This window comes from Bacillus sp. AFS001701 (genome assembly GCF_002559405.1).
Taxonomy (GTDB): domain Bacteria; phylum Bacillota; class Bacilli; order Bacillales; family Bacillaceae_G; genus Gottfriedia.
The window spans coordinates 1-12,383 of record NZ_NTZO01000150.1; the positions used below are offsets into that span (position 1 = coordinate 1).

16 protein-coding genes are annotated in these 12,383 nt (G+C 32.1%); 12 read left to right on the forward strand and 4 right to left on the reverse strand.

Features of this window, described 5'->3' with window-relative positions; genetic code table 11:
- Window positions 1-167 precede the first annotated feature (167 nt).
- A complete protein-coding gene (locus CN514_RS11855) occupies window positions 168-1,085 on the reverse strand; it encodes an alpha/beta hydrolase (RefSeq protein WP_286141648.1) in 918 nt (305 codons plus the stop codon).
- Window positions 1,086-1,275: 190 nt separating this feature from the next.
- Here CN514_RS11855 and nagZ point away from each other — a divergent pair, with 190 nt between their 5' ends.
- The 3 genes from nagZ to CN514_RS25690 all read left to right on the forward strand — a co-directional run bounded on the left by nagZ (window position 1,276) and on the right by CN514_RS25690 (window position 3,500).
- On the forward strand, window positions 1,276-2,919 hold the full coding sequence (gene nagZ / locus CN514_RS11860; RefSeq protein WP_176525883.1) for a beta-N-acetylhexosaminidase: 1,644 nt from the start codon (window positions 1,276-1,278) through the stop codon (window positions 2,917-2,919).
- 104 nt (window positions 2,920-3,023) lie between these two features.
- Window positions 3,024-3,260 (forward strand): hypothetical protein, encoded by a 237-nt coding sequence (locus tag CN514_RS11865; RefSeq protein ID WP_049813506.1) that lies wholly within the window; start codon window positions 3,024-3,026, stop codon window positions 3,258-3,260.
- Window positions 3,261-3,338: 78 nt separating this feature from the next.
- The gene (locus tag CN514_RS25690) at window positions 3,339-3,500 is read left to right on the forward strand and encodes a hypothetical protein (RefSeq protein ID WP_176525884.1); all 162 of its coding nucleotides are present in this window, start codon (window positions 3,339-3,341) and stop codon (window positions 3,498-3,500) included.
- A 12-nt stretch (window positions 3,501-3,512) separates the two neighbouring features.
- On the opposite strand, the gene CN514_RS11870 is transcribed toward CN514_RS25690, so the two are convergent.
- Window positions 3,513-3,833, reverse strand: a complete 321-nt coding sequence (locus CN514_RS11870; protein WP_098232759.1) for a hypothetical protein — start codon at window positions 3,831-3,833, stop codon at window positions 3,513-3,515.
- 375 nt (window positions 3,834-4,208) lie between these two features.
- Here CN514_RS11870 and cdaS point away from each other — a divergent pair, with 375 nt between their 5' ends.
- From cdaS to arsC, 5 genes are all read left to right on the forward strand, one after another.
- Window positions 4,209-4,835, forward strand: a complete 627-nt coding sequence (cdaS, locus tag CN514_RS11880) for a sporulation-specific diadenylate cyclase CdaS (protein WP_098232760.1) — start codon at window positions 4,209-4,211, stop codon at window positions 4,833-4,835.
- A gap of 172 nt (window positions 4,836-5,007) precedes the next feature.
- On the forward strand, window positions 5,008-5,325 hold the full coding sequence (locus CN514_RS11885) for an ArsR/SmtB family transcription factor (RefSeq protein ID WP_098232770.1): 318 nt from the start codon (window positions 5,008-5,010) through the stop codon (window positions 5,323-5,325).
- A gap of 59 nt (window positions 5,326-5,384) precedes the next feature.
- Window positions 5,385-5,822 (forward strand): ArsI/CadI family heavy metal resistance metalloenzyme, encoded by a 438-nt coding sequence (locus CN514_RS11890; RefSeq protein ID WP_098232761.1) that lies wholly within the window; start codon window positions 5,385-5,387, stop codon window positions 5,820-5,822.
- Window positions 5,823-5,841: 19 nt separating this feature from the next.
- Window positions 5,842-6,885: an ACR3 family arsenite efflux transporter gene (gene arsB / locus CN514_RS11895; protein WP_098232762.1), complete on the forward strand. Its 1,044-nt coding sequence runs from the start codon at window positions 5,842-5,844 to the stop codon at window positions 6,883-6,885.
- A gap of 23 nt (window positions 6,886-6,908) precedes the next feature.
- Window positions 6,909-7,316, forward strand: coding sequence for an arsenate reductase (thioredoxin) (gene arsC / locus CN514_RS11900; protein ID WP_098232763.1), 408 nt, complete (start codon window positions 6,909-6,911; stop codon window positions 7,314-7,316).
- A gap of 300 nt (window positions 7,317-7,616) precedes the next feature.
- On the opposite strand, the gene CN514_RS11905 is transcribed toward arsC, so the two are convergent.
- Window positions 7,617-8,075, reverse strand: coding sequence for a VOC family protein (locus CN514_RS11905; protein WP_098232764.1), 459 nt, complete (start codon window positions 8,073-8,075; stop codon window positions 7,617-7,619).
- 168 nt (window positions 8,076-8,243) lie between these two features.
- Between CN514_RS11905 and CN514_RS11910 the strand changes: the two genes are divergently transcribed.
- The 4 genes from CN514_RS11910 (at window position 8,244) to CN514_RS11925 (ending at window position 11,032) form a co-directional block, all read left to right on the forward strand.
- Window positions 8,244-9,170, forward strand: a complete 927-nt coding sequence (locus CN514_RS11910; protein ID WP_098232765.1) for a helix-turn-helix transcriptional regulator — start codon at window positions 8,244-8,246, stop codon at window positions 9,168-9,170.
- A gap of 263 nt (window positions 9,171-9,433) precedes the next feature.
- Complete coding sequence (locus tag CN514_RS11915) at window positions 9,434-9,862, forward strand: DUF4395 domain-containing protein (protein ID WP_098232766.1); 429 nt, start codon at window positions 9,434-9,436, stop codon at window positions 9,860-9,862.
- Window positions 9,863-10,060: 198 nt separating this feature from the next.
- Entirely contained in the window at window positions 10,061-10,324 is a 264-nt protein-coding gene (locus CN514_RS11920; RefSeq protein WP_098232767.1) for a hypothetical protein, read from the forward strand.
- Between the two features lie 252 nt (window positions 10,325-10,576).
- The gene (locus CN514_RS11925; protein WP_098232768.1) at window positions 10,577-11,032 is read left to right on the forward strand and encodes an SRPBCC family protein; all 456 of its coding nucleotides are present in this window, start codon (window positions 10,577-10,579) and stop codon (window positions 11,030-11,032) included.
- A gap of 59 nt (window positions 11,033-11,091) precedes the next feature.
- Here CN514_RS11925 and CN514_RS11930 read toward each other — a convergent pair whose 3' ends face one another.
- Complete coding sequence (locus CN514_RS11930; protein WP_435817645.1) at window positions 11,092-12,126, reverse strand: LLM class flavin-dependent oxidoreductase; 1,035 nt, start codon at window positions 12,124-12,126, stop codon at window positions 11,092-11,094.
- Window positions 12,127-12,383: the final 257 nt, after the last annotated feature.

The following is a 12,383-nucleotide window of genomic DNA, read 5'->3' on the forward strand; positions in this document are numbered from 1 at the left end:
ATTAAAATTTTTCATACTATTAGTATATTACATGTTACAAAAATATTAAATATATATTAATAGGATTAAATCTAATTTAAATTACCTTTAAATGAAGTTAAAAAAATTCACTTCACTTAAAGGTAAATAAATTAAGTGATACAATCATAAACTAGCAAAGTCCATTTTTAGTCTCGTGAGGCATTTACAATTAATTGTGCCATTCTTCTTGGGTACATTTTTGCAGTTGACATATGATCACCACTTCCTTGTATAAAACGATAAACTCCTAATCTACTAGCCATATGAGGATACCAACCCGAATTTTCGCCTGCAGGTACTACTGTATCTTCTTGTAAATTAATAAAGCTTCTTGGAGTAGATAATTGGTAAAACGTTTTTAAATCTAGCTTTTCGACAAGGGGCGTTGCCGGTTCAGGTGTTGTCGCATTATAAATTTGCCGTGCCGTTTGTATATCAGCCAAGTTGACAAAGACATCTCGGAAGTATTGAAATGGTAGTTTGATTGTATTATCAGACGATTGTTTTGCTAAATCTAAAAGGAATTTCTGTGCTTGAGGTGGAAATTGATCTGCCAGGCTTTCGCCGTCATTTAAAACAAAAGCATTCCAAAAAACTAACCGTTTAATTCGGTCGTGAAGCTGTTCAGCGACTTTTTGAATGACAGTACCACCAAAGCTGTGACCTATTAAAATAATATTATTAAGCTTATTAGACGTTATATAATGTACAACTTGTTTTGTAATCATCTCATGATTTACATTTTTATCTTTATCTGTACCATGCCCAGGCAACTGTGGTGTGTGAACAATATGTCCCATTTTTTGTAGTTCTCGTGCTATTCCGTGCCAAAAGAATGGATCAACCCATGAGCCATGAACTAAAACGAAAGTAGCTTGAGCATGCTGACGATAAAAAATGTCAGATTGGTCAATTGAATGATGCTGTTGATGAATAGGATATGATTGATATTCGTTATACCAATATTGGTGATAATCATAGTAAGGATTATTCTGATTTGGATTCATATTTTGATTTCTGTAGTTTATAGGTTGAATCATTTCATGGGATTTTTTACTGGTCATGCTAATTAGTCCCTCCTCGTTAATCTTTCTCATCGTATGCACCTATTCGTTAGAAGGTGCCCACTTAACTAATGGAAATATAAGTAAGTAAAGAGGGGGAAAAATAATATTTTAGGAGGAGAATATTATCAAAAAAGCTATTATTTTATTAATACTATTGTTAATTGTTTGTACAAGTGTTTACTTTGCGGTGAAAGATAAAGTTTTCCAAGATTCATCAAAATCGAATCCAAATAAAAATACAAATCATCAAACGGAAACAGAGACAAATCATTCTAGTCAACTTTCAACGGAGGAAATTTTAAATAATATCCTTTCAAGCGCTAAAGAAGGAGAAATTCCAAACCAAAGAAATATAGAAGTAGGGAAGACTTCTTTAAAAGATTTAACGGAGCAGTTTGGGGAATCTACCCAAAAAGATCAGGTGGCTAATGGTACGTACTTAACTTATCAAAAACAAGGATTTGCAGTAGGATATGATCATCAAAATCGAATTTACGAAGTTAGATCGTATGATTCTAATTTAAAAAAAATTCACTATGACGATATTATGAAACAATTAAAAAAGCCAAGTAAAATTAAATATTATAAGGATCAACAAGTTGATCAAATTATTATAGTTTATGAACTGCCAAATCATATTGAACTGAAGTTTATTTTACCAAGACCAACTAGTGAAAATAATAATCCAAAGTTGCATCATACGTCAGTATCAATGATTGAGCAGCTTAATCCTAGTACTGGCACTAATCTAGATCAGCTTTTAAATGAGATGACACTTCAAGAAAAAATAGGTCAAATGATTATTTCAGGTTTTTACGGACCGAATTACTCAAGTAGTTTAAAGGAACTAGTTGAACAATATCATATTGGTGGATTTATTTTTTACAATGAAAATCTAACGAATAACAGTCAAACGGTTAAACTTGTAAATTCAATAAAGACTGCTAATCGAAATAATCATTTACCGATTTTATTCGGAGTTGATCAAGAAGGTGGAAGAGTTTCTCGTTTACCAGGAAATCTTGGTCAAGTACCGTCAAACGAAATAATTGGTAAGAAAAATAATGGGCAATTTTCATTTGAAATAGGTCAAATACTAGGAGAACAGCTACAAGCTTTTGGGTTAAATATGGATTTTGCACCTGTTTTAGATGTAAATAGTAATCCTAAAAATCCGGTCATTGGTGATCGTTCATTTAGTAATATTCCAAAAACTGTAAGTAATTTAGGAATTCAAACAATGAAAGGGATTCAATCAGAGAAAATCATCCCGGTTATAAAGCATTTTCCGGGCCATGGTGATACTTCGGTTGATTCGCATTTAGAATTACCAGTTGTAAACAAATCGTATACTGATTTAAAATCATTGGAATTAATACCGTTTAAGGACGCTATTAACCAAAACGCAGATGCTGTTATGGTTGCACATATTTTATTACCAAAAATTGATCCGAAATACCCTGCTTCAATGTCTAAAATGGTCATTACTTCAATGTTAAGGGATGATTTAAAATATGATGGAGTAGTTATGACGGATGATATGACGATGGATGCAATTGGAAAAAATTATAATTTAGAAAAAGCAGCGGTTACTTCCATTTTAGCTGGAAGTGATATCATTATGGTTGCTCATGATCCTAACAAAGTAAAAGCTGTTTATAAAGAAATCGAAGCAGCCGTGAAAAACAAAATAATTTCAGAAGAACGTATAAACGAGAGTGTGAAACGGATCATTTTACTTAAACAAAAATATAAACTAGATAATAATCAAGTAAAGCCGATGGACCTACAAAAGCTCGTTGAAAAAACAAATAAGTTATTAAATAAGTAGAAAAATTAGCAAAAAAAGGAAATTACCACCTTTTGTCGAATAAATAGTCTAAAAAGGTGGTGTTCTTTCTGGGTAGTAAGATTTCAGATGCAGGATTAATGCTATTGGCTATTTTTAAAGAACTTCAAGAAAAAGAGCCTGACTTTGAAAAAGGGCTTCATAATGAAGTAGGAGTAGAAATTGATGATGTCGAACCTGCATTAATAGAATTGGAAATGCAAGGATTTATAAACGGTTTAACTTGGATTAAGAGTGATATCGATCAAAAAGAAATTGCTTCATTATTTAATATTTCCATAACACCTACAGGATTAGCTAGAGTAATAGAATTATTAAGATGAAATGTATACATATAAAATGATTACCTCAAATGTTTAAGACATTTGAGGTTTTTTGAAAGAAAAAAGGAGGAAATAATAATGAAAATTAAAAAAGTAAATCCCGAGTCTGTTGCTGCACCTGTTGGCCAATATAGTCATGTCACAATTGTCCCAAGACATGCAGAACTAGTTGTTTTATCTGGCCAAGTTTGTCCGGAACTTAGGGACTACAAAAAAATCCCTAGTTTTACTAAGGATTAAAAATAATTTTAATTATGATAAACGCACGCTTGATTTAGAATATACAAGTTCATAGTATTCAGACATTTCTTCTTCTGTTATATTGTATCTTCTTTGAATTTCATTGTGTTCTTCCAATAAGTTTTTTGACCATTCCATTGATTGTCTATCTGTTATCCTACCACTCTTTAGTAACATTTTATTTTTTGCAAATTCTGACCTGAATTTAAGTTCGAATTCTGCAATTTCTACGATTTCTTCAGGAGAATGTTTGTCTTCGTTATGTATAGAAGTGCTATTCATTTTAAGTATTATACCAATTATTACAATTACAATTACAATAAACCATACCATAATATCACCACCTTTCATTTTCATAATATCATGTATAAATAACTAATAGTTAAACTATTCCAAAATTTATACGCCTTAAATTTTTGTATTTTCCCCAATCTGTTGGTGCTGTACTTTGATAGGTACAAAACTGTTGGAGCCAATTTCATTCTGGTAACCCACCTGCAACAACTTATGCTTATGTATCAGCTTTAGCAAATTCAGACATTAAAATAGAAGTTGAAGCATGGGCAGCAAGATAACCAACTCAAGTTCGTTACGTACCATCAATTGTTATTGAAAAAACCAAGTATGGTAATGATTGGTATAACATAGCCAACTTTGGGAAACTTAAAGTGGAGGTAATTCGGTTCGAAAGCGAGATGAAAAATTGAAATGGATGAATTCGAGTCTCAATTAAATCCCACTGTAAGAAAAAATATAACAAATACACTAACTCAACTTAATTTAAAAATCGAAGGCATGATTGGTAGAATTGAAAATAAAGGATGCGGCATTTTAACTGAATTTGAAAATATTCATCGCGTCTTTAATAATTTACAAATGGATGCAGCCTCATTTTATTTAAATTCATATCTTTCACCGTATACTGATATCTTTGATGAATTGACAATCACAGTTCAACACTTATCCAAACGCAAACATGGCGGATTAATTGTTGTAAAAAGAGACGACTCACTTGAAGAATTGATGAGTTCCGGGATCCACGTCGGTGCAAAACTATCTCCAGCATTGCTAGAATCAATTTTTTATCCGGGAAGCCCGTTACATGACGGAGCGGTACTGGTTGAAAATAACATGATCATTTCAGCTGGTAATGTACTTCCACTTTCGAAAATTACATACGATAATAAAAAACTTGGAACAAGGCACCGAGCAGCAGTTGGAATTTCCGAACAAAGCGATGCACTTGCTCTTGTAGTATCAGAAGAAACAGGAAACATATCTTTCGCTTATAAAGGAAGCTTATATCCTGTTAAATATGGAGCACCTATTAATTGAAACTGAAACGGTCTTTTTGATCGTTTTTTTGTTTGGCTTTGTGAAGTGGATTGTTGATTTATTTATATAACTAAAATGGGAGTTTAGTTTCAATATGTTGCATTTATTTGGTAAACTAACATATAATTAATTCATCAAGAAAATTTGATGAAGGAGAAAGCACATGACTGAGATGACACAACAGTTCCAGAAATATGAGCAGAAATTTAAAGCGTTAGCTGATCAAAAGCGTCTAGAAATCATGTATGAGCTTTGCCAAAGAGGAAGTACATGTGTATGTGATTTAACTGAAACATTTGATATGACACAATCAAAGCTCTCTTATCATTTGAAAATCTTACTAGACGCAGGGCTCATTAATAAAGAGACAAAAGGTACATGGAGCTATTACGATTTGAACGACACTGAAGTAAACAGCTTGCTATCCGAAGAGCTTTGTTGTATTTTCCGAAAATCAGATAACGGTAAAAGTAACAGTAATTGTTGTTAATTTTTTTTAATCATTAAATCAATTTATTTTTGATTTATAAATTAAGGGAGGAATTCTGTATGAAATATGTTCATGTAGGGGTTAACGTAACAAATTTAGAGGCATCTATTGTTTTTTATCAAAAGGTATTTGGTTTAGCACCTGTTAAAGTGAAGGAAGGATATGCAAAGTTTCTGTTAGAAAATCCGGGTCTTAATTTCACGTTAAATGTTCGTAATCAAGTTGAGGGTAATCAAGTAAACCACTTTGGTTTCCAAGTTGAAACTTCCGAAGAAATCTTAGCTCATAAGGAAAGACTAGAAAAAGAAGGCTTCTTTGCCCGTGAAGAAATGGATACAACTTGTTGCTATGCGGTACAAGATAAGTTTTGGGTAACAGATCCAGACGGAAATGAATGGGAATTCTTCTATACAAAAGCAGATAGTGAAGTTCAAAAAATAGAAAATACGTCTTGTTGTAAAACTTCCACAGAATCTAAATTTAATTCTTGTTGTTAGTGTGTAAAAGGAGAAGAGAATGAAACGATTATCATTTTTAGACAGATATTTAACCCTTTGGATATTCATAGCAATGGCAATTGGGATAATTCTTGGTATTTCAATACCTGGATTTGTAGATAGCCTAAACAAGTTACATGTTGGAACGACTTCAATACCTTTAGCTATCGGATTGATTTTAATGATGTATCCGCCACTGGCTAAAGTTCGTTATGAAGAGATCGGAAGAGTATTTAAGGATGTAAAAGTATTATTTCTATCACTAATTCAAAACTGGTTAATTGGACCAGTATTAATGTTTTTATTAGCAATTATCTTTTTAAGAGATTATCCAGAGTATATGGTTGGTTTAATCATGATTGGTTTAGCACGATGTATTGCGATGGTGATCGTATGGAATGATTTAGCTGATGGTGATCGTGAGTATGCGGCTGGATTAGTAGCCTTTAACTCCATTTTCCAAATGATCTTCTTCTCTGTTTACGCATATTTCTTTGTAACAGTATTACCAAAAGTTTTTGGTTTAGAAGGTATGTCAATCGATATTACAATGCCAGAAGTAGCAAAATCAGTTTTCATCTATTTAGGAATTCCATTTTTAGCAGGACTATTTACAAGGTTAATTCTTGTAAGAGCCAAAAGTAGAGATTGGTATGAAAAAGAATTTATTCCTAAAATCAGTCCAATTACGTTAATTGCATTATTGTTTACTATTGTTGTGATGTTCTCATTGAAGGGAGAAGTAATTGTAGAGCTTCCTTTAGATGTTGTTCGTATTGCAATTCCTTTATTAATCTATTTCATCATTATGTTCTTTGTTTCTTTCTTCTTAGGGAAGAAATCGGGAGCAAGTTATGGAGTTTCAACAACTTTAGCTTTCACAGCTGGAAGTAATAATTTTGAATTAGCAATTGCAGTTGCAGTTGGAGTGTTTGGAATTAATTCAGGAGTAGCATTTGCAGCAGTAATTGGTCCATTGGTTGAAGTACCCGTAATGATTGCGTTGGTTAACGCAGCGTTGTGGATGAGAAGAAAATATTTTGCAAAAAAAACATCAATATAATTTTAAACAAAGGTGGAATAAACATGGCAGAAAATAAAAAAACAATTTACTTCTTATGTACTGGAAACTCCTGTCGCAGCCAAATGGCAGAAGCATGGGGGAAACAATATTTAGGAAATGAATGGAATGTCTTATCAGCTGGGATTGAAGCACACGGTGTGAATCCAAATGCAATTAAAGTAATGGATGAAGTTGGCATCGATATTGGAAATCAAACATCAGATGTAATCGATAATAACATCTTGAACAATGCAGATTTAGTAGTGACTTTATGTGGTCATGCGAATGATGTATGTCCAGTAACACCACCACATGTGAAACGTGTTCATTGGGGATTTGATGACCCAGCTGGTCAAGAATGGGGTTTATTCCAAAGAGTTCGTGATCAAATTGGACTTCGTATTAAACAATTTGCTGAAACTGGGGAATAGATAAAGAACCTTCTATCATGGAAGGTTCTTTTGTTTTCATAGATCAATGGGACTCTGGTATTCACATTTCACTTGGACGAAATATCTTAAGGGATAATATCACAAAACAGACTTTTCTAGTACGCAAAATTCAACATTTTAGTTTAACAGAGCTAAATATTTAAACACTAAATGGTATAATGAAACACTACACTTGCATTAGGTGATAAGGTCAATTGTCTCTATTTTATTACCTATAAAAAAAGCTTAATTTAAAATTAGGTATTAAATAGATGCCTATTGTGCAATAAATTAAAACGGTCAATTGTCTTTTTGATGTCCTCTTTTTACTGCCTCTTCTGATCGTGCTGTGAAAATTTGAAAGGTAATACCGAATTTGTCGGTTACAATAGCGTAGGCAGGACTAAAATGAACTTGTTTCAATGGCATCACCACTTGACCATCTTGTTTCAACAATTCGTACAACTTATTTGTTTTCTCTATTTCATTGGTAGTAATACAGATATTAACATTGTTCCCGTTTCGATATTGTAAACCTGGAAACAGATCAGCAATCATGATATTGGTCTCGCCGATTTTTAATATTGCGTGTGCTACTAAATCTTTCAAATTTTCTGGGAGAGGGGAATTAGGATCTTCTGGTGCATCCCCAAATGATTGGCAAAATAAAAGTTTTGCATCGAGTGATTCCTTGTAAAAATCAATCGCTTCCTTTGCATTTCCATCCATCATCAAAAATGAATTCAGTTGTACTGTCAAATTAAACAACTCCTTTAGATTTTAGTGTAATATGTTTGTTTAAATCTTTGTTCAAGTTAATAATCCAATATAAAAATGGGACTGTATTGTTTCCTACATCAATATTGATTACACTTACTAGTGTAGTGCCTAAAGGTGACAAATCTAGGCACCATTAAGAGGTGTTTTATGAAAAAAACAGAACGAATAAATCAAATACTTCGGTTCATCAATCAAAAACAGCATTTTACACTTCAAGATTTAATGCAGGAATTTCAGATTTCAAAAAGGACAGCACTTAGAGATGTAGCTTCATTAGAAGAAATTGGAGCTCCAATTTACGCAGAATATGGTCGTTATGGGGGATATCGTTTACTTAATCAAATGAAGCTTCCACCTATTTATTTTAATAATCAAGAACTCCTTGCGCTTTACTTTGCAATGCAGTCACTTCGAAGCTTTTCAAATTTACCTTTTCAAGTATCTTATCGTACAATTCATGAAAAATTCATAAATGTACTGTCGGAATATCAAAAACAAGATATAGAGCGGATGCAAAATCGCGTATCCTTTCAACATACTGTACAAATCAAAGAAAGCATATATTTAGAAATATTATTAATGGCAGCTGTTCAAAATATTGTACTAAAAATAACATATCAAAACAGCTTTCGTACTATTCACCCGATTGTTATATACGTGATGAAGGGATATTGGTATTGTCAAGCATATGATATGGATAAAATGGCTTACCGTGTTTTTCGCTGTGATCGGATCTCTTCGGCTGAAGTAACAACCATTCAACCTTTGGAGGAATTAAAAGAAATTACTAAGCAAAATTCGCATTCACTTTGGAAGCCGTCAGAAAATGCAATACGATTTAAATGGTTAATTAATCAAGCAGGAATAGAACTATTTCAACAGGAACATTATCCATCCATGGAATTAATCTATGAGTTGGAAAATGCATATATTATTGGTACATATGAGCCAAATGAACTTGGCTTTATCATTAATTATCTTGCTAGATTAGGACAAACAGTAAAAATCATAGAGCCTACTAATTTAAAGGAAACTTTACGACAATATTTTAGAGATATTCTTGAAAATATATAATCGACGGGTTTGATCAGCTTAAGGCATACAAATTTGAAAAAGAACAGGTTTAAGCAATTAACGCAATGCTTTAGTTGAATAAGTATTCCTAAAGGTTGTCAAATTAGACAACCTTTTTTTAATTCAAAAATCACCATTTAAATTTGACGGAGCCTTTTGTTTTATAATTATTTTACTTTTTTCAGATTTTATGGATTGTATTGTTTTTGAAATCATATTATGATTATACTTAATTATTCCGATACGAAAGGTTGGTTTTATGTATGTCTGATTCAAAACTAAATACAATTCCATTACCTTTAGTTCGTACAAATCAATGGACGATCTTTATTTCTGTTATATTAACTTGGATTACTGGTCAGTACTGGCTACTACTCATTCCTTTAATAAGTGGACTAAGTGGATTACTTTTTGATTTCCATCCAATCATAAAATTTGCTAAACGTTTTTTAAAAAAGAAACCATCGAGCTATCTGCAAGAGGATAAAGGTCAACAAAATTTTAATCAAACTATTGCAGTAACGTGTTTATCTCTAGCATTTATTGGAGCATTAGTTGGTTGGAACGTATTATTTTATGTGTTTTCAATTATGGTCGCATTAGCATCGTTTATCGCAATCATGGGATTTTGTATTGGATGCTATATACATTTTCAATGGAACCAATATAAATATCGAAAAAGCTTAAGGTAATTTAAAATTAAAGCCTTCTCGTAAATGAGAGGGCTTTTTTTATGATATGAAGTCAATATTCTGATCGAAATAGGAGTTGATTTTAAAAATATGGAAGAATAATTGAAACTCGTAATATATAATTAATTGGTTTATTCCAATTATTTGTATGATATATGCTATGATATAATAATAAGTCTTTTATCGGTGGTGATTTGGATGGAAAAAGCTCAATTCTCAGAAGAACTTATGAGGTATATTTCAAATATGAATCGTGAGAATTCTGTTGTTCAGTTTTCTGTTCCAGGCAAAAGACGATTCACTCTTGTTCTTCAAGAAGAAGAAAAATCTATTAAACCAGACATAGAAGCAAATCCTGAAATAGAGATTATGATTAGAAAAAGTCAGGATGAGTACAAAAAAGGTTTAGGGGTGTCAACATCTGATTTTTTAAAGTCAATCTCCTCTAAAGACTTTATCTAATGATTTTTAGAAATGTAGCAATCGTATTTCCAGTTGGAAAATAATTAAAATCAGAGTCTTCTCATTAAATGAGAGGGCTTTTTTTATGTTATGAAAACATATTTCGGTATAATAGAGCTAGTATTTGAAATTGTGGTGTTCCCAAAGGTTTTAAAGAAAATTAAACAAAAAGATAAATTAGAAATTAGAAATTGACTTAAAAATTAAGCGGAATAGATAAAATTATTGCTTCAGGAAGGAAGAATAAAAATAATGATTAAATGGAAAGAAGATATTGTTATTAATACAAATATCGAAAAAGTATGGAGTCTATTTTTAGATAAAAATATTAAGAAAATAATGCCAAAGGTTGAAGAGCATAATTTAATCGATAAAAAAGAAAACGAAGTAGGTGCAAAGCATCAACAGAGTTATAGAGAAGGAAAACGTGTTGAATCTTATATTGTTGAAACTTTAGCATACGAAGATACTGAATCATATAAAAAAAAGCAAATCCATTTTGTTTTAGCAAATGCATTTGAAACGAATCTGACATTTACATTAGAAAAAATCGATGATACACATACAAAATTTATTTATGAAGGCACGAATGCTGGAGTGAATTTTATCGGACGAGCAATGTTAAAGCTAGCTAATCCAAAGGGGAATAATTTAAAAGTTGTACATGAATTTTTAGAGAGAGTCGATCAAGAAGCTATAAAGGAGTAGAATGAATAAAAGCTTCTATACCAAAAAAGGAGAGCATCTAATACTCTCCTTTTTTTTATTTATTTTGATACTTTACTTAATAATTCATATGAATATAAACGTGCTGCATGATCGAAAACAGAACCATTTACCATAATCTCATCAGCTTTTGTTATATTTAATATAGCTTGTAGTTTTTCAGTAACGGTTTTGAGTGTACCAATAGCAGATAGTTTCATTTGATTTTCAAGTGTCTCTTTTTCAAATGGACTCCAAATTTCATCCATATCGTCAACTGGTGGTTTTAAAAGAGCTGGTTTACCACCTCGAACTAAGTTTAAAAATGATTGTTGCTGTGTTGTGAAAAGTCTTTTTGCTTCTTGATCTGTGTCAGCAACGACAACATTTAAGCCAATCATTGCATATGGTTCATCTAATACTTCAGATGGTTTAAAATTATTATGATACAACTGCATTGCTTGGACTGTATAGTCAGGTGCGAAATGAGCTGCAAATGCAAATGGTAAGCCTAATTCAGCAGCTAACTGTGCACTAAAGCCACTTGATCCTAGTAGCCAAATTGGTATATTTAACCCTTCACCAGGAACGGCTTGAACTGTTAAGCTGCCTATTCCACCTGGCGGATTAAAGTAAGTACGTAATTCCTCTAATTGAGCAGGGAAGTCTTCATGGCTGCGTAAATCTCTACGTAACGCTCTTGTTGTTGACATATCACTACCCGGGGCACGACCTAATCCAAGATCAACACGACCTGGATGTAGTGATTCTAATGTACCAAATTGTTCTGCTATGACTAATGGAGCATGATTTGGTAACATGATGCCTCCTGAACCAACTCGTATCGTTGATGTTCCACTTGCAATATGTCCAATTACAACTGAGGTAGCTGAGCTTGCAACTGCTGGCATATTATGATGTTCGGCAAACCAGTAACGGTGATATCCCCATTTTTCAGCATGCTGTGCTAAATCAAGACTATTTTTAAACGCATCAGCAGGAGTGCTTCCTTCAACAACTGGTGCTAAGTCTAATACAGATAAAGGTATTTCTCTTAAATTCTTAGCAACTTTATCTTGGAAACGGTTATTCATCATAAAATTTTCCTCCTAAAAAACAATTTTCAATATATGGAAATAACGAGAAGTTTTCATTTGATAAACTGTGTTTTAATTATATACAGTATGCTAAGATTATAGAAAATCTAAGGACATAATACAAGCTTTTGAACTTGGAAATATTTATACAAGTAAACTTCATATGGTAACAAGAAGTATTTTTGGTAAAAAGAAAAAAATTTGTAAATAAATGTATAGAATAAATTTTTAGAATCATACTATCTTTAATCTGATAA